The sequence below is a fragment of the Microcystis sp. LE18-22.4A genome, from assembly GCF_027531105.1.
In the GTDB taxonomy this organism is placed as follows: Bacteria; Cyanobacteriota; Cyanobacteriia; order Cyanobacteriales; family Microcystaceae; genus Microcystis; species Microcystis aeruginosa.
Map to the genome: position 1 here is coordinate 1 of NZ_JAPZRB010000169.1, position 16,806 is coordinate 16,806.

The 16,806-nt window shown below is 39.6% G+C and carries 18 protein-coding genes; 6 read left to right on the plus strand and 12 right to left on the minus strand.

Annotated features, from left to right (window positions below; genetic code table 11):
• Positions 1-153: 153 nt before the first annotated feature.
• From O9295_RS07540 to O9295_RS07580, 9 genes are all read right to left on the minus strand, one after another.
• Positions 154-1,239, minus strand: coding sequence for an alanine/ornithine racemase family PLP-dependent enzyme (locus O9295_RS07540; RefSeq protein WP_002762913.1), 1,086 nt, complete (start codon positions 1,237-1,239; stop codon positions 154-156).
• 4 nt (positions 1,240-1,243) lie between these two features.
• Positions 1,244-2,404 carry an N-acetyltransferase DgcN family protein gene (locus O9295_RS07545; protein ID WP_353851850.1) on the minus strand — a complete coding sequence of 387 codons (1,161 nt, stop codon included), beginning with the start codon at positions 2,402-2,404 and terminating at the stop codon, positions 1,244-1,246.
• A gap of 142 nt (positions 2,405-2,546) precedes the next feature.
• A complete protein-coding gene (locus O9295_RS07550; RefSeq protein ID WP_008198246.1) occupies positions 2,547-2,756 on the minus strand; it encodes a DUF3134 family protein in 210 nt (69 codons plus the stop codon).
• A 252-nt stretch (positions 2,757-3,008) separates the two neighbouring features.
• On the minus strand, positions 3,009-3,317 hold the full coding sequence (psb34, locus tag O9295_RS07555) for a photosystem II assembly protein Psb34 (protein ID WP_002734380.1): 309 nt from the start codon (positions 3,315-3,317) through the stop codon (positions 3,009-3,011).
• A gap of 173 nt (positions 3,318-3,490) precedes the next feature.
• Positions 3,491-4,864: a gluconeogenesis factor YvcK family protein gene (locus O9295_RS07560; RefSeq protein WP_125731349.1), complete on the minus strand. Its 1,374-nt coding sequence runs from the start codon at positions 4,862-4,864 to the stop codon at positions 3,491-3,493.
• Between the two features lie 292 nt (positions 4,865-5,156).
• The gene (locus O9295_RS07565) at positions 5,157-5,642 is read right to left on the minus strand and encodes a Tic20 family protein (protein WP_288032553.1); all 486 of its coding nucleotides are present in this window, start codon (positions 5,640-5,642) and stop codon (positions 5,157-5,159) included.
• A 148-nt stretch (positions 5,643-5,790) separates the two neighbouring features.
• The gene (tnpA, locus tag O9295_RS07570) at positions 5,791-6,222 is read right to left on the minus strand and encodes an IS200/IS605 family transposase (protein ID WP_012263857.1); all 432 of its coding nucleotides are present in this window, start codon (positions 6,220-6,222) and stop codon (positions 5,791-5,793) included.
• Positions 6,223-6,776: 554 nt separating this feature from the next.
• Positions 6,777-7,673 (minus strand): hypothetical protein, encoded by an 897-nt coding sequence (locus tag O9295_RS07575; protein WP_288032554.1) that lies wholly within the window; start codon positions 7,671-7,673, stop codon positions 6,777-6,779.
• On the minus strand, positions 7,660-7,911 hold the full coding sequence (locus O9295_RS07580; RefSeq protein ID WP_288032555.1) for a hypothetical protein: 252 nt from the start codon (positions 7,909-7,911) through the stop codon (positions 7,660-7,662). Before O9295_RS07580 ends, O9295_RS07575 begins: the two co-directional genes overlap by 14 nt.
• 663 nt (positions 7,912-8,574) lie before the next feature.
• On the opposite strand from O9295_RS07580, the gene O9295_RS07585 reads away from it, so the two are divergent.
• Together O9295_RS07585 and O9295_RS07590 are read left to right on the plus strand one after the other, a co-directional pair.
• Entirely contained in the window at positions 8,575-9,831 is a 1,257-nt protein-coding gene (locus O9295_RS07585) for an AAA-like domain-containing protein (RefSeq protein ID WP_288032556.1), read from the plus strand.
• A 176-nt stretch (positions 9,832-10,007) separates the two neighbouring features.
• Positions 10,008-11,129, plus strand: a complete 1,122-nt coding sequence (locus O9295_RS07590; protein ID WP_288032557.1) for an AAA-like domain-containing protein — start codon at positions 10,008-10,010, stop codon at positions 11,127-11,129.
• Here the strand turns inward: O9295_RS07590 and O9295_RS07595 are convergent.
• From O9295_RS07595 to clpS, 3 genes are read right to left on the minus strand one after another with little or no spacing between them, the layout of a single operon-like run.
• Complete coding sequence (locus O9295_RS07595; RefSeq protein WP_002760068.1) at positions 11,060-11,533, minus strand: ammonium transporter; 474 nt, start codon at positions 11,531-11,533, stop codon at positions 11,060-11,062. The genes O9295_RS07590 and O9295_RS07595 overlap by 70 nt on opposite strands.
• 52 nt (positions 11,534-11,585) lie before the next feature.
• Positions 11,586-12,416 (minus strand): CPBP family intramembrane glutamic endopeptidase, encoded by an 831-nt coding sequence (locus tag O9295_RS07600; protein ID WP_149979423.1) that lies wholly within the window; start codon positions 12,414-12,416, stop codon positions 11,586-11,588.
• On the minus strand, positions 12,409-12,696 hold the full coding sequence (gene clpS, locus O9295_RS07605; RefSeq protein ID WP_002738526.1) for an ATP-dependent Clp protease adapter ClpS: 288 nt from the start codon (positions 12,694-12,696) through the stop codon (positions 12,409-12,411). The genes O9295_RS07600 and clpS overlap by 8 nt, the downstream gene beginning before the upstream one ends.
• Positions 12,697-12,894: 198 nt before the next feature.
• On the opposite strand from clpS, the gene O9295_RS07610 reads away from it, so the two are divergent.
• The 4 genes from O9295_RS07610 (at position 12,895) to O9295_RS07625 (ending at position 16,463) form a co-directional block, all read left to right on the plus strand.
• A complete protein-coding gene (locus O9295_RS07610) occupies positions 12,895-13,395 on the plus strand; it encodes a hypothetical protein (RefSeq protein WP_288032558.1) in 501 nt (166 codons plus the stop codon).
• A gap of 23 nt (positions 13,396-13,418) precedes the next feature.
• Positions 13,419-15,446, plus strand: coding sequence for a tetratricopeptide repeat protein (locus tag O9295_RS07615; protein ID WP_288032559.1), 2,028 nt, complete (start codon positions 13,419-13,421; stop codon positions 15,444-15,446).
• Between the two features lie 298 nt (positions 15,447-15,744).
• Complete coding sequence (locus O9295_RS07620) at positions 15,745-15,990, plus strand: UPF0175 family protein (protein ID WP_147073426.1); 246 nt, start codon at positions 15,745-15,747, stop codon at positions 15,988-15,990.
• On the plus strand, positions 15,987-16,463 hold the full coding sequence (locus O9295_RS07625) for a PIN domain-containing protein (protein WP_002760063.1): 477 nt from the start codon (positions 15,987-15,989) through the stop codon (positions 16,461-16,463). Before O9295_RS07620 ends, O9295_RS07625 begins: the two co-directional genes overlap by 4 nt.
• Positions 16,464-16,806: the final 343 nt, after the last annotated feature.

A 16,806-nucleotide genomic window follows, 5' to 3' on the forward strand; every position in this document is an offset into this window, starting at 1 on the left:
TCTGGGAGTGATCGGGGGGAAATTTAGGCACTTTTTCCCTGAAAATTAGGTAATTGGCCACCTCAAAACTGGTAAAACCCCACACCCCACACCCCACACCCCACACCCTGCCCCCAGGAAAAACTTTTTCAGCAAACCCTATTTATTCATCGATCAAGACAGTTGTGCTACTGCATTGAGAGCATAACTTTTAGTAATAAAAGGAGAAGTCATGGCTGTTAAAAGTCCTCCGTAATCAAGATTAAAACTGACTTCGCTTCCTACTTTTAACCTCTTGTTATGACTATCAAGAACTAGATGATCGCTACTAGAACCTAATATTTTTATCTCCTGACTTGTTTGTAATCCAGAGATAAGAATATCCTGTCTTCCTAATGCAATAATAACTCGACGGTGAATGCCTTGGTCGATAAAGCTGGGAACATTACCAAAAGCATCTCGACCAATTTCTCCAGAGGGTAGAGATGGTTTATCTTTGGATTCGATTACTTCAGCAATTAACCGAAAAGCATCGGTATATAAGCCTGGTATAACTTGTCGATTAACTGTTTCACAACCTAATAAAATTGATTCTCCTAAACGCAGATTATTAATCCGACCAACTTCGCTACTTTTTTGATACCATTGATAGTTAGCAGAATTGCCTCCTGAAATAATCGGTAATTTTATTAAAAATTCCTGCTCAATTGTATCTGTTAACACAGATAATTTGCTCATATTATGGCTATCAGGTTTAATACCTCCATAACAAGCCAAATTACAACCCAGTCCAATAATTTTGATAAAGGGAAAAGCGAGGGTCTTTTTGATGAACTTGACCAGATCTTTCGGCAGTACACCTTCGCGTAAATCCCCTAACTCCGTCATGATAATAATGCGGTGTATTTTTTGCTTTTCTTGAGCATAATAGGAAAGTTCCTGAATTGTTGCTAATTCGGTATTTAAGCTGATATCTGCAATGTTAACCACTGATTCTGCTTGACTCAAGGCAGTACGCAACAGAACAAAAGTTGTCACTATTCCTGCTTGTTTCATTTTGAGAATATTTTCGATTCGAGAGTCAGCGATAAAGTTGACTCCACCTTGAATCATCGCCAAGGCGATCGAGGGATCACCCAAAATCGCTTTGGAAACTCCCATCACAGAAAGTCCCTTGCTACCGTAGAATTGGCAGAGTAAACGAGCATTATGGCGTATTTTCGGGAGAGAAATCTCGATTCTGGGTAAAAGGTCTTTCATCAGCCTATTTGCTCCCAATTGCGGGAATTGCAGCTAAAATTTCCCCTTTGATTTTCCGGTTTAATTTCGGAAAGCGATCGCATAAAGCTTGGACTAATTTCTCACATCCGTGTAACAAAACATCAGTAGTCGGTAACTGAAAATCTCGCTCATATTTGGCAATAATACGCTCAGTGGCTGCTGCGGTGAGATTTTCGTGATTAATCGCAATAGCGATAACTTTAGTGGGAGAAATTGCCTCAATTAGTGAAATTTCTTCCTGTAATTTTGGCATGGCTAAATGAGGAAAATCACAGCGAAATTTTCGGGCTGGGGGATGTTGTAAAATAATCCCATCGGGCCTACTTCCTTTCAAAATTCCCAGGGAACTCATAAAAGCAGGATGACTCAGAGAACTTTGTCCTTCCACTAAAATAATATCGGGTTTTTCTTGCTCAAAAGCTTGAACCACAGCATTTTCAATTTCACCGATGACAAATTGAGAAACCAAAGCATCGATCGAAACCCCATATCTTGCTCCCTGCATCAAGCTAGTTTGTCCAGTAGCGACTAAGACAGACTTAATACCCAAGCCTTGGAGAGTTTGATTAACTGCCACCGCAGTGGTCATTTTTCCGCAAGCACAATCGGTTCCTAAAAAGGCAATAACGGGTATATTTACTTGGGAAATTTGCCCAGTAAATACATGAAGATCAGCTAATTGTGGTGGTTTACGAATGTCTGTAATTTGCACACCATACTGACTAGCTTGCTCCCTAAATTCTAAATCCTCGGAGAAGAATTGATGCAAACCATTAATAATCTCCATTCCTTGTGCCATTGCTTCTAAAATTAGCAGCCTTTCTAGGGGGGGAATAAACGCTTCTAAGGGTGCTTTGCCGTAGATATAACAATTGGGAACATCTCTAAGTTTTTCTAAGGCTGTTTGTAAATTGGCAAAAATGGGAATATGATTTTTTTTGTCTCCTAATGCTTCTCCCGCATCTTTTCCCGCTAAGGAACTATCCAGCACTCCAACAATTGTATATATTTCTGATTGTCTGATCAAGCCAGCTGCCGTTTTTCCGTCCACACGTCCAAACTGATTTTCACAGTAAATTAAAGCCGTTTTTTTCGTTGATACCACTTTCTTAATCTCCTGAATATTAGATAATTGAAATTTCACTCCTAACTCCCAGTAAGTAGGGAGGCACAATTATTTGTAGGATGGTTTAGCGGTAGCGTAACATGAGCGGGCGTTGGGTTTCATGCTTCAACCCAACCTACCTTCATCTTATATTTAATTCCACCCACCTACTTAAGACTATTTATTCTTCTTCTTCTATAGCATAATTATCTGGATCGATAATATCGTCTAGTTCTTCTAAAATTTGCAAATCGGGATGAGCATCAGATTGACGTAATTTTAATCTTCCTGTCCGTTCTAACCAATGGAGAAGGGTTTCTTTGGAAGTTATCTGCATAACAGGAATTGCCTGATAGCGAGGTTCTTGACTAAGAGAAGGATTAAATTTCATACCTGTTGAATTTCCTTTGAGAAGTTAACTCTATTGGTTGTTCTATTGTTGATCACGAAGCAACCCACAAAAAACTGAAAAAAATTGTCAAGTTTAGCAAAGTAAAAAAGTTCAGCTGTCAGATTTACTATTTGGACAGATAGATAGAGTCGGTTCCAATATATGCTCCCGATACTTGGGATGCAGACTCTATGGTGTAAATTAAAGTTTTCCTGTCTCGCTCAACTTAAATGTCAATCCTACGGTTTTTATCTAGCTAACGGAAAAGGTGATTAATAACACCAAAGCAACCAACAAAACCGCCCCTACTCCTTGCAAAATATACCATTTTTGCTGTTCTAAAGATGGGGATTTTGATAGATAAATCTTGGGTTCGCTACCATAGTTATTGATGATTCCTTCATCATCTACTGTATAGCCCTCTGGGAGAGGTATATTAAGTGATTGATAGTTTTGCCCGTTTATATCTAGTTTAACCTCAGCAGGAATTAATTCACTTCCATCGCTTGGGGAATAGACTGTCGCACCTGTCTCTTGATTAGATTTAGTAGAGTAGTGCATGATCATCTCTCTTCAAAATCTGAGTATAACACAGAATAAGGCGAAATGGTTTTTAGGCTAATTTTTTCCTAGGGCTTTAATCAGCAAATTTGGCTAATGTCGGCAAATTAAAGCAAAAAATATGATTTTATAACTTGACAAAGCTAGATAAAAACATTTAGTCAACTCGCTATTCACTTTTTAGCATACCAGCGCCATAAAACTCGCGCTAAACGTTGGGGATCATGACTAACTTTGGCAGTAACTTCATCTTCTGCCATTACATTCGCTAAAACAATGCGATAACCCATTTTTCCCACCTCCTCGCGGTCTAAAAACACAGGATGACTATGCTCTTGGGCGTATAATTGCAGAGATTGGGGCGATGGTGCAGTTCTTTGGGCTAAAACTGCATCAAAGACGCGTTCCTCGCAGACTTTTTCGATCGCCCGAATATGATCAGCCACCGAATAATTATCCGTTTCCCCCGGCTGGGTCATAATATTACAAACATAGACACGGGGGACTGTCACCTGTGCTAGGGCCTGACGAATTGCGGGAACCAACAAATTAGGGATAATACTGGTATAAAGACTACCCGGCCCGATAATAATATAATCTGCCTCCTTGATTGCCGCTAAAGCAGCCGGTAAAGCGACCGGATCGGCAGGATGACAGCCAATCTGACGAATTTGCCCCATAGCTTCGGTTATCTTCGATTCTCCCTCAATAATGCGCCCATCGGCTAACTTAGCCCAGAGACTAACATCGGTAAGGGTAGCAGGTAGCACTTTGCCGCGAATGGCCAAAACTTTAGCACTAGCATCGATCGCCTGTTCCAGATCGCCGGTAATCTCGGTCATAGCGCTGATAAATAAATTACCAAAACTGTGGCCCGATAAACCATCCCCGGCATGAAAGCGATATTGAAACAATTCCGTTAATAACTTTTCCTCATCGGCTAAAGCGGCGATACAATTGCGAATATCCCCCGGGGGTAAAATGCCCATTTCCCGACGTAATCGGCCCGAAGAACCGCCATCATCAGCTACGGTGACAATAGCGGTGATATTAGAACTATACTGTTTTAAACCCCGTAAAAGCGTCGATAAACCTGTACCTCCACCGATGGCCACAATTTTCGGACCGCGATGGAGACGACGATGGGTGCGTAGGAGATCAACTAATTCCTCCGATGCGTCCGGTTGTAGTGCTTCTGTAATCGTTTCCACGGTGCGACTCTGACCCCAGAATAACAAAAAGACACCCAGCAAAACCGCCAGCGGCCCAGAAACAGAATTAGGGACCAAACGGGCGATCGTTTCTAATGCTTGGGAAACAAACTCTAAAAAGCGATTAACCGGGGTTAATTTTACCCAAATAGCTAAACCGAAGGAGGTGAGAAAAACGCCGGTTAAACTGATTAAAAGCCAGCGTTTGACAAAAAGACCGGGAGAAAGCCATTTAAACCAACGATTAACCCGTTTAGGCGTTTTTCTGCCCACAGAAGCGGCTATTTTACCCTTCTGAGCGTTGAGTTCCCGTAGGGTCTGTTTAAATGGACTCATAGATGTGGCCTGGCAGCGAACGCATTGATTCTGGAGAGACTGTAGCCGAAAAAGGGGACAAACTCAAGCTTAATTAGGGTCTGCTGAAAAAGTTTTTTGTGGGGAGAGGGTGTGGGGTGTGGGGTGTAGGGTGTAGGGTTTTCCCGATTTTGAGGAGGTCAATTACCTAATTTTCAGGGAAAAAGTCCAGGGATTTTCCCCCCGATCACTCCCATATCTGGTACTTTTTGATTGCCAAAAAGTCTAAAAGTCTTACCCAACAAGGTTTTTAGATTTATTCAGCCAGCCTAACCTAACCTCCCACTTGAGAATAGGCCGCCTCGGAAATTGTGGGAATATCGGCGTATTTGCCGATAAACGACTGTATAATGCTGTAAACACAGGCGGCAAATGCTCCCAAAAAGACGACGTTAAAAAGAGTTTCTACCACTAAATTCGCCCCTAAACCCCTAGCGACGAAACCTAAGACCAATCCCAATAAATACACCAAAATCTCGATTAAAATCGCCTGCATGGTGTTAAAGCGGATAAAATGACTGATGCGGGGATTGCGTACCACGGCGAAAAAGAGGACGAAAAAGATAATTAAACTGCCAAAGCTTCCCAGAGAACTATAGAGAAAAGCTAAGGGAGTTAAAACTATTGCTAAGGCCGCTCCTAAAAAAGGAATTTGCTGAAAGATAAAGATCCCGAAGGCAAAGGCCGAATATAAGGGTAAAAGATATACTAAAGCTGCAAAAATGCGATCTTTTGTATCGGTTGAGCCGCGCCAAGTCATAATCTATTGTCTCCTGAGACTACTGCTAACTCTCTTCAAGATAACCCGGCAGCCTACCAGACTTCCCATAACCGAAAAAATTGATTGAGGACGAAGATTCTTGGACCTCGATCGAGTTATCGAAAATTTGGGTTAAAACCCCGTCGTTTTACGACGGCTTTTCCTGATTTTTGATGTAGCACTTAAGAACTTCCAGTGGCGCACCTCCTACAGAAGACACAAAATAACTGGGCGACCAAAGAGCGTCTTTCCCGTATGGCTTAGGATAACCAGCTTGTCCATACCTGCGACTAGAGACTCCCTTTAAAGAATTGACCATTACGGAAATAGATAGTTTCGGTGGGTATTCAATCAATGCGTGTACATGATCAGACTCCCCATTAAATTCCAATATCTGAAAATTCATCTTTTCCGCAACTTCTCTAAAAGATTTTTCAACCAAAGTCAGACTTTTAAAAGACTTTTCAACCAAAGTCAGACTTTTACCAGTAAAAACCTTTCTTCTGTATTTTGTCACACAGACCAAGTGTATCTTTAAATCGGAAACAGAGTTTCTTTCTTTTCGCAACCGACTTGACATTATTAACAGACCTAGTTAGGGGCTGCTGAAAAAGCTGTTCTGGGGGCAGGGTGTGGGGTGTGGGGTGTGGGGTGTGGGGTTTGATCGATTTTCAGGTGGTCAACTACCTAATTTTGGTTCTTCGGTTTGTTTCATGCAATGGACGGGGTCATGAGGGATGAAACCCTTATACAGAGAGATGTTCGGCTATCTTTGTCAATTGTTTTCGATCTAGAACGAACTAATCAATAGAACTCTTGTCAGATAAGGATTTAGTCGATTTATGCCACCCTATTGAACCATACCAAGTAACGAAGAACCGATCAAGCTAGAGGTTTAAAGACTGAGCGGGTTGCAATTATTTTTATTCATAAATATTTTACACAATTCATACCAGGTAAGCAAGAGGGCTACGCCACTACTACCGAATCATTACCACATCGGTTACTTTTTTTCTGGTTCAGATGGCGAGAATTGTCAGGAAAAGTCAACCCGTCACTCCCCCTCAAGGATTTTTATCAATTCCAGTTAATCGATAAAAGCAGTACAAGTGTATTCAATTAACTGTCCGACGTTTAATTTATCGTACTATTCCCCTGTTCTATTTCTCCCAGTCTTATTAAAATTTCTGATTGATCTGGGTGATTTCTAATTTTATTGATCTCTTCATAAGTAACCTCCATAATATCAAATAATAACCATATTAATATTTCTCTCTTCTTATTCTCGTCACTAAAATTTCCCCCGATGATAGCGTTTAATCTTCCTTGATATTTCTCTTGCGTTTCTTTCAGTGTAAATCTACTGATTAATTCTTGGATGTATTCCTGAAGAGTAACTATTTGAAAACAATTAAATCTAGGCTTGATAGAATTATATAGGCTGGTTCTCTTCTTTAGCAGTTTCGTATCTAAAGGCTTAATAATAGATATTTGAAATCCTTGGTACAACTCTAATAGCTTTTTGATCAGACTGGAGACAGGATTAATTGTCGATAAGCTAAATCCACCCGTTACTTGGTCGATTTGTTCTAAATTAGGGTTTAAGGAACTAATAATAAAACCGAAGACCAGAGCAATGATTAAACCCACATATACATTATCCTCGATCAAGCTTAATAGAGAAAATATAAGTTGAATGAGAAGGTATAAGGGTATTGATCTAAAAATTTTGAACTTTAATAAACTAACAAAAGTATTTAAAAAATCCTTTTTTAAATCGGGAAATAAATGAAAATATAAATGACAATCCCTAAAAGCTGAGAAATAGCTAATTCTAGTTTCATATAATACTCCAATAATTATCGCAGCCAAAATAAAAGGCCACAGATCCCCTCCCAGAAGTTTCCGTATTTCGCTGAAAAGATCGGTGGCGGCAGCTGTCTGAGAATCTACCAAAAATAGGTAATGGGTGAATGAACTGAAAAAAGGAAACTTATCTAATTCCGTTAGAACCTGACTACAAAATACCATTTACCCTCAGCCAACGAGTTTTCCAAGTGGGAGTAAAGATTTTGTAGCTTTCTTCTTCATTGACTTTGATATAGCCTTTGTCCGCTAGTTTTTCTAATTTATCTTGTAAGTCAGCTTCTCCAATTCTATCTGTTTCAATTTCAAAGCTCAAGGCAGTGGCAGCCCTAACTTTGAGTAAATCAGATAAAAGAGACTTCTCCGCGGAGGTTAAATAATTGGTATCAGTTGTTTTAGCCATAAAATTCCAATAAATTTAGGAATGTTGCTGAGGGGTATAAACCAAATTAGATAAAACGTCAATCAAGTCAGATGGACAGGAGCCTAGTTCATGACTGTACTGATTATAGTATAGGATTATGCCCACCAGTTACTTTTTGGTGAAAAATGTTCACAATCTTACATTATGGGCGCAAGCAGTTCGATCAACTTACTGACCACGTTGCGCCCCTACATTTATTGACCTAGTCCTCCTCTACAAATATTTTGATCGCCTGAACAATAAGCTCAAGAGTATCGATAAATTTAGTTGATTTTACTTGTTCTTGGACATTATCTCCCCAGAAAGGGAGCAATAGGCCTAGGGTGATGAAAGCTATAGATAGGCATTTTTTCAGGGAACGCATGGTGGTTGCCTCAGAATTTCTTTTGTACTTTTGTACTCTTAGTGTCGGCTATCAAAGCATGAGTCTATGAATAGAAATCCTGATATACAAATTATATTTGTCTGACTTTTATTTGAAGACTAAGTTGTATCTGAATCTATAGGTTCTCATAGAACAATTTAAAATGTCTGAGATATGTCTGAGTTTTTTGTGATAGGTTTGAGTAAATGTCTGAGATACGTTTGATTTATTTGAGATAAGATTAGGTTGTCATTAATTTTTCAATAATCTTCACGGTTATGGGGCGATCGCTTAAAGTAAAATCGGAATATATCCCTAGAGTCAAACAAGCAGTTAAACTCAATGGTTACGCAACTCAACAGCTGCTTGCTGAGGAGTTAGGGTTCGCAAAATCGACTATTAGCCTTTTTCTTAACGGTAAATCGATTAGTAATCTCAATTTTTTTGAAATTTGTCAAAAATTAGCCCTTGATTATCGAGAAATCGCTGACTGGGATGAGTTGGAGGAAACACCAGCTGCCACGTCTGAGGATGAGGGAGAAAACCGGGCCGCGGATTTTTCCAAGTATATTGAACGTCCTCCAGTGGAACAGCTTTGTCTGGAGACGGTGAGTCAAGCAGGTTCATTATTGCGGATTAAATCAGCCAAGGGGATGGGTAAAACCCTATTAGTCGATAGAATTTTGAGTCAAGTTGACAAAAGAGAGTATAAAACCGTCAGTTTGAGTTTTTTACAAGCAGGCAAAGGAATTCTCGGCGATTTAGACCGATTGCTCTCTTGGTTTGCTTTGATTATTTCCAAGAAATTAGGGTTAGCAGCTCTCTTTCAGGAAAAATGGCAAGAAGGATTAGGAATTTATAGCTGTACTGCCTATTTTGAAGACCATTTGCTCAAAAAGCTGGATAAACCCCTAATTTTAGTTTTAGAGGAGATAGATAGTCTCTTTGCCTATGCAAGCGTTGCCGACGATTTCCTTAGTTTATTTCGTCTTTGGCACGAGGAGGCAAAAAATAATAATACTTGGCAAAAGTTACACTTAATTATCACCTATTCCACAGAAAATTATGTTCCTGCTGACCTGAATAAATCTCCTTTAAATGTAGGAACAGAAATCCTGTTACCTGATTTTACTCTAGAACAGGTCTTGACTCTAGCCAATAAATATCAGGCTAACTTGGGAAAAGATGAACTGCAAAAAATAATTAATCTTGTCGGGGGACATCCCTATTTAATCCAAAAGGCGATTTATGGGATTAGCCAAAAACAACTGTCTTTAGCAGATTTTTTAGAGACAGCAGCCACGGAAGAGGGAATTTATGGGGATCATTTGCGAGGACATTTGCTAAACTTACAAGAACATCCAAACCTAGCAGCAGGAATGAAAAAGGTTGTAGAGTCCTCTTCTCCCGTTGATTTAGGTGCAGCAATTAATTGGCAACTTCATAGTTTAGGATTAGTAACCTTTGTGCAGAATGCTGTTCAACCCCGTTATCCACTATACAGCGACTATTTTAGGTATCGCCTATCCTCCTAAAATCCAATATATTGAGTTAAACTGTTGTACATCTAAATCTAATATTCGTTTTCACCTGTTCCCCGTTCCCCCATCGAACCCAGAACTTTAAATGCGGACTAGCTTAGGGACAGATAACCTTTGATTAAATTATTCATCGAACTTAACCAATCAGACAAATTGCTAATTTTAATGCTATGGCGACCAATTTTTATTATGTTGGAGGCAGCGTTCCCCTAGATGCACCTAGTTATATCAAGCGGGAAGCAGATGATATATTTTATGACTATCTAAAAAATGGACAGTATTGCTATGTGTTAAATTCCCGTCAAATGGGAAAATCAAGTTTGTGGGTACAGACACAAAAACGACTGCAAGAGGATAATATTGATTGTGCTACCATTGATTTGAGTGGTATAGGAAAAAACATCTCCGAAGATATTTGGTATCGAGTATTATTTGAGCAACTGGTTAAACGATTTGATCTTTCTATTCGGGGAAAAGAGCAAACTTGGTGGGATGAACGAGCCTACAAATCAGCTATTAATCGTCTTGATCAATTTGTTGAGGAAATTCTCTTAAAGGAGGTATCCCAACCTATTGTTATCTGTTTCGATGAAATTGATAGCGTTCTGAGTTTAAAATTTTCCACAGATGATTTCTTTGCTTGGCTGCGTAGCTGTCATGAAAAACGTCCTTATAATAGGGATTACCAACGTCTAAGCTTTTGTATGTTGGGGGTAGCGGCAGTTTCTAACTTTATTCTAGATAATAATCGTAGTCCTTTTAATATTGGTCAAGATATTCGATTATCTGGATTTACTATAAAGGATGCCAGAAAACTTGCCGAGGGATTGCAGGACAAAGTTATCGCACCGCAACGGGTTTTAGAGGAGGTTATAGAATGGACAGGTGGACAACCGTTTTTAACTCAAAAAATTTGTCGTTTAATCTCCACATCTCGCCCTGAATTTGGCAAGGAATCCCCAGCAAACCCGATTACTGTCGGCGATTTTATCCAGTCGCAAGTAATTAGTAACTGGGTATCTCAAGATAGTCCAGAACACCTAAAAACTATTCGGAATCGTTTATTAAATAAGCGTGTCACGGGTAGAAGAATGCTGAAGCTTTACCTAGAAATTTTAAGAAATGGTGAAATTACCGATGATGGTAGTCCCGATCAAATAGAATTACGCTTAACAGGATTGGTAGTTCAAGACCGACAAAAGTTAAAAGTTTATAATAAGATTTATAGAAATGTTTTTAATGAAACTTGGGTGACAACCGATGAACGACCTGTCCACAGTTCTTGGAATTGACTGTATTGATTATTGGGGGTTAAAATTTCCAATAAAAATCCTGTCCCACCAGAGAAACTATTTCCCAGTTCAGATGTATTACCAAACATTAAACCGAAACCAAACATCCAATAAGCCAAGGCAGAAACACAGAAGACAATTAGGTTTTTAGCTAAGACATTAGTGGCGTTATTAGTACGACAAAAACCCGTTTCCAGCATGGCAAAACCCGCATTCATAAAGAATACTAACGAGCCGGCTATTAACATCCAGAGATTAGCAACTAAATCCAGAGTAGAATTATTTAAATCTTGTGCTGTGACTTTGCCTACACCGATCAACAGCATGACGATAAGAGAGAAACAAAAAGATAGGATATTACGCAAACGCGGGCGATATTCTAGAAAAGATAATAATCGATTCATCGGCTATAACTCTCATGGGCAATTTCCCCTTTATAGTAATTGATTTAATCCCCTATCGTTCACTCAAAACTGCTTTTTTTCTGATCCAGATAGCGAGAATTGTCAGGAAAAGTAAACCCATCACTCCCGCTAAAGGATTTTTATCGATTCCAGTTAACCAATCGGGAACAGTACCAGTGTATTTAATTAACTGACCCACATTTAATATATAGTAGGCCCAGATTAAACCCGCGTGCAGACCGATACTTTTACCCAAACTACCACCACAGGCGCGTTTGGCCCAACCGAGAATCAATCCTAGCAAGACTAAGGCAGGAAATTGGGGAAAAGTGCGGATAATTTCGGCTAAAGGTTTAATAAAGTGAGCAAGAGCAAAAATTAAGGCACTAATCACTAGAGCGATAGCGGGACGATAATCCTTTTCTAATTCTCCCAGTAACCAGCCCCGAAATAGCAATTCTTCCGCAAAACCCACCGCTAAAGCGACTAAAAACCCCTCCAGGATGATTTTGCTGATTTGGGGATTTGCGGGTAAGAAATTTAACCAACCTAGGAACCCTTGGGACAGAAAAAGCGAGAAAGTGAAAAATAAACCGATCGCCAACCCGTTAATTAACTCGATCGGCGTTTTTCTTCGCCAAATCAACCCATAATCGGCTAATCCCTCATCGCCATAAATTGTCCGTCCCCACCAATGGGATAACCCCAAAAATTCCAGATAGAGAACAGAAAGGGTCAAAATTGAGACCAGATTAGCATTAGTGGCAAAAAAGTGATAGAGGGGAAGTGCGATCGGCAACCAGAGAAAAAGTAAGAGCAAAATAAAAATTCCCAGTCGCAGGGGGACTGGGTAAGTGGCAATTACCCGTAATCTTTTATTCATCGGGTTCGATGCTGCTGGTTAAACCTTTATTTTTCAAGGTTTCACAGTAAAATTCCGCGTGTTCTTGGATGCAGGTAATCACCAAGGCCGTACCATTAGTGTGCGCTTCCATCATGATATCAACTGCTTGGGGTTGCGTCATACCGGCGATCGTTTGCATTAAACTCTGAACCACATACTCCATCGAGTTAAAGTCGTCATTGTGGAGTAAAACGCGATAACGCGGTGCTGGTTTACGGATTGTCGCTGTGGAACGCTTTTCGATGACTTCTGTGGACACCGTGTCTCTCCTTTGAATCTATATCACAAATAAAGGTCAATTACTAATGATCATAATCAAAATTTCCAGATTGAGCTAGGCTTTTTCAGCGATCCGTGAGGGGTTGGGTGTTGGGGAGTGGGGGACAGCCACAGGAATGACATTTCTAGATGGATAGATCATAATTAAATTAACCCTGTAATTTAACCTTATTTCTCTATGTCTGCTGGCGAATTACAAAATCTCGATAAAAATATTCAACGCTTAAAAGAACAATTAGCGGGAATCCGCGATGCGTGGACAGGTGCGCGTCCAGAAGATAAAGTTCTTTTGCAGCAACGCATAAACGATAAGCGCACAGAAATTAAAAAATTTGAACGAGAAAAATGGGATTTAATCGCCAGCGAGAGTCAAGAATCGTCCTTTCCTGATGCCGAGGTAATGGTAGCAGAAATTGTCACAGAATTGACGGCAATTACCAAAGAACCACCCCCTGAACTTGCTTCTGTACAAATCTTAGAATCATTAAACCAAATTCTGGCTAAACTCAATCAACCAGAGCGATCAGCAGCAGCCAAATTAAAAGCGGCCATATCTACTATACCCCCTTTTGTTTCCCTGACCTACGAAGCGGAATTAGATACTGAGTCAACTTTTAGGCGTTATTTTCCCACATTTAATCGTGCGATCGCAGGAGTGAAAAATCGTCTAAAAAAGTAAGTATTCCCTCTATCCCTAGTAATGTGGGCAAAAGTACGGTTAATTTTGTCGGGAGGGAAGATGAGTTAACCTTAATTCATCAGAAATTGCAAACAGAACAAGGGGTGATTGTTTGCGCGGTGGAAGGGTTAGGGGGAATAGGAAAAACCGCTTTAGCTTTGGAATATGCGAAACGATACCAACAGGAATACGCGGCACAATATTGGTTATCCTTGCGACTATCGGGTTTAGCAGAAGAAATAGTTAAATTAGCTGGTCCCTATCTATCTTTACCAGAAATATTGAAAAAAGAATCTTTAGAAAAACAAGTGTACTGGTATTGGCAAAATTGGCTACCTCAGCAGGGAAAATTATTATTAATTCTCGATGATGTCCCCAATATCGACCGAATTCCCGATCGAATGTTACCAAAAGATTCTAGGATTAAGATATTAGTCACCACTAGGGAAAGGTGTCTTAGTACGGAATTTCAGTCTATAGCTTTAGATGTTTTACCCTTAGATAAATGTGTGGAATTATTAACCAAAATTGTTGGTACTGCTAAAGTTGAGCAAGAAAAAGCTTTAGTAGAACAGATTTGTCACGAAATTTTAGGACGCTTAACCTTAGCAGTGGAGTTGGTGGGGGAATATTTAGCAAAAAATCGTCATTTAAAGTTTAGCCATTTACGCGATAAATTAAATTTAGCTCATACTGCTTTAACCAAGGAAAGAAACCACAGAGATTATGGACATTTAGGGGTAGCAGCCGCAATTAAAATCAGTTGGGATGATTTAAGTTTTGCTGTTCAAAAAGTGGCAATGCTGTTGAGTTTATTCGCACCGGTGGCTATTGCTTGGACGTTGCTAGAAGATACGGCAAAATCCACAGAAATTACCGAAAGCGAACTAGAAGAAGCGCGGGGACAATTGGATAATTCTCATCTGATGCAACCCGTGGATGAGGACTATTCTTTTTATCGGATTCATCCCCTCGTGAGAGAATTTTTTCAACAGCAATTACAGGAAATTCCTGAGAAAAATTCTCTTTATCGATGCGCTTTTGTGGAAACTTTGTTAACCATTGCCGAAAATATCCCGCAAACCCCCACAAGGGAGATTATTGCAGCGGTAACTCCCGCAATTCCCCATCTGCAACTTGTCAGTCAAACCATGTTAGATGATATTCCCAACCCGGAAGATAATTTAATTCAGGTGTTTCTTGGGTTAGCTTTGTTTTATAAGGGACAGGGAGAATATGATTTAGCAGCAGTTACCTTAACAAAATGTTGTGAAGAAATCCAATCTCGCTTAGGAGAAAACCATCCAATTGTTGCTGACATTCTCAATAATTTAGCAGTGTTATATGAATTCCAAGGCAGATACGCAGAAGGAGAACTGTTGTGTAAGCACTCCCTTTCTCTGATAAAACAGCGATTAGGAGAAAAGAATCTCGATTTTGCTATTAGGCTCGATAATTTAGCGGGATTATACTGCTGTCAAGGCAAATACGCAGAAGCAGAATCGTTGTATAAGCACTCCCGTTCTCTGATAAAACAGCTATTAGGAGAAAAAAACCTCTATTTTGCTAACATTCTCAATAATTTAGCAGAATTATACCTCAGCCAAGGCAGATACATAGAAGCGGAACCCTTGTGTAAGAGATGCCTTTCTCTGATAGAACAGCTATTAGGAGAAAACAATCTCGATTTTGCTACCAGTCTCAATAATTTAGCAGAATCATACAAATACCAAGGCAGATACGCAGAAGCGGAACTGTTGTATAAGTGCTCCCTTTCTATGCGGAAACAGCTATTAGGAGAAAACCATCCCGATGTTGCTAACAGTCTCAATAATTTAGCAGAATTATACAAATACCAAGGCAGATACGCAGAAGCGGAACCGTTGTATGTGAGAGCTATTGCTATTTATCAAGAAAGATTAGGAGAAAATCATCCCGATACCCCAAAAGTAAGGCAAAATTTTATGATTCTGTTGTCGCGATTATCCGATGAAGAATTACAGCAAAGATTCCCCGATGAGATAGTTAATCTGTTAAAAAGTATCAGGTAGGTAAAAAAATATATATCTCCTTCCCCGGTTTTACTGGGGAGCGCTCAGTTGCCGGGATATCCTAACCAAGCTTCTCAATCTTCTAGTTCAAAAAAATCGAATAAAGCTGCTGCCTTCCTTTAAATACGCGCAAACACGCACACTACAATAGTCCTATAGTCCTACTGCCAGTATGAAGCCATCTCAGGGGTTTGGGATTGTTTCGGATGGATGCTAATGGAACATTTTGCTAATATGGAATTGGATCAGAAGTGAAAGTTAACTGTTAATCGGAATGTTATTGTTCAGGAGAAAAATCATGAGTCTTACTATCTCTGATGAAATTTTATCCCTAACTCGGATGTCAGAATCTGAGCTAAAACAAGAAATTGCCATCATGCTTTTTCAAAAGGAAAAGCTGACGCTTGGACAGGCTAGTAATTTAGCAGAAATGAATCAATTTCAATTTCAAAATTTACTAGCAAGTCGCCAAATTACTCTTCATTACGACCTTGAAGACTTAGATGCTGATGTCAAGACCTTAGGCAAACTAGGCAGATTATGATAGTGGTTAGTAATACCTCACCCATTAACAATTTAGCATCTGTCAATCAGCTAAATTTACTACAGCAACTCTACGAAAGCATCATTATTCCTGAAGCCGTTTATCGAGAACTGACTACCGTTCCCGTCGCCGGAAGTCAAGAAGTTCAAACCTTGTCTTGGTTCAAAAAACAAAATATAACCAATACAAAACTTGTCGAAAATCTTAATCTTGAAGTCGATAGAGGGGAGGCGGAAGCAATTACTCTTGCTCTTGAAATAAACGCCGAACTTCTGTTAATAGATGAACGTCTAGGTAGAATTGTTGCTTCACGTCTAGGGATTGAGTTTACCGGAGTATTAGGAGTTTTACTTGAAGCTAAAAGTAAGGGGTTAATTGCTCAAGTTAAACCATTACTTGACCATTTGCGTATTTCTGGATTTTGGATGAGAGAGCAACTGTATAATCAGGTTTTAAATCTAGCTAATGAATAAAATGCGCTCTCATACTAAATCTGGTTATTAAAAACTGATTATTTAGGGCTTGCTGAATAAATCTAAAAACCTTGTTGGATAAGACTTTTAGACTTTTTTTCCCTCAAAAAGTGCCAGCCATTGCGGGGATCGGGGGCAAAATTCAGGTACTTTTTCCCTGAAAATTAGGCAACTGACTACCTCAAAATCGGTAAAACCCCACACCCCACACCCCACACCCCACACCCTGCCCCCAGGAAAAGCTTTTTCAGCAAACCCTATCTTAAGTCAAGTATTTGTAACAATTATTTACAATCATCAATTTATTGAGCCAAATCCCAGGCTGAACAGTTAGAAACCATGA

What these genes read in the sequence shown, in the direction of transcription:
- O9295_RS07540 (WP_002762913.1), bottom strand. Translation starts at nt 1,239, where the DNA reads ATGAAAGACCTTTTACCCAGAATCGAGATTTCTCTCCCGAAAATACGC.
- O9295_RS07550 (WP_008198246.1), bottom strand. Translation starts at nt 2,756, where the DNA reads ATGAAATTTAATCCTTCTCTTAGTCAAGAACCTCGCTATCAGGCAATT.
- psb34 (WP_002734380.1), bottom strand. Translation starts at nt 3,317, where the DNA reads ATGCACTACTCTACTAAATCTAATCAAGAGACAGGTGCGACAGTCTAT.
- O9295_RS07560 (WP_125731349.1), bottom strand. Translation starts at nt 4,864, where the DNA reads ATGAGTCCATTTAAACAGACCCTACGGGAACTCAACGCTCAGAAGGGT.
- O9295_RS07565 (WP_288032553.1), bottom strand. Translation starts at nt 5,642, where the DNA reads ATGACTTGGCGCGGCTCAACCGATACAAAAGATCGCATTTTTGCAGCT.
- tnpA (WP_012263857.1), bottom strand. Translation starts at nt 6,222, where the DNA reads ATGTCAAGTCGGTTGCGAAAAGAAAGAAACTCTGTTTCCGATTTAAAG.
- O9295_RS07575 (WP_288032554.1), bottom strand. Translation starts at nt 7,673, where the DNA reads ATGGTATTTTGTAGTCAGGTTCTAACGGAATTAGATAAGTTTCCTTTT.
- O9295_RS07580 (WP_288032555.1), bottom strand. Translation starts at nt 7,911, where the DNA reads ATGGCTAAAACAACTGATACCAATTATTTAACCTCCGCGGAGAAGTCT.
- O9295_RS07585 (WP_288032556.1), top strand. Translation starts at nt 8,575, where the DNA reads ATGGGGCGATCGCTTAAAGTAAAATCGGAATATATCCCTAGAGTCAAA.
- O9295_RS07590 (WP_288032557.1), top strand. Translation starts at nt 10,008, where the DNA reads ATGGCGACCAATTTTTATTATGTTGGAGGCAGCGTTCCCCTAGATGCA.
- O9295_RS07595 (WP_002760068.1), bottom strand. Translation starts at nt 11,533, where the DNA reads ATGAATCGATTATTATCTTTTCTAGAATATCGCCCGCGTTTGCGTAAT.
- O9295_RS07600 (WP_149979423.1), bottom strand. Translation starts at nt 12,416, where the DNA reads ATGAATAAAAGATTACGGGTAATTGCCACTTACCCAGTCCCCCTGCGA.
- O9295_RS07610 (WP_288032558.1), top strand. Translation starts at nt 12,895, where the DNA reads ATGTCTGCTGGCGAATTACAAAATCTCGATAAAAATATTCAACGCTTA.
- O9295_RS07620 (WP_147073426.1), top strand. Translation starts at nt 15,745, where the DNA reads ATGAGTCTTACTATCTCTGATGAAATTTTATCCCTAACTCGGATGTCA.
- O9295_RS07625 (WP_002760063.1), top strand. Translation starts at nt 15,987, where the DNA reads ATGATAGTGGTTAGTAATACCTCACCCATTAACAATTTAGCATCTGTC.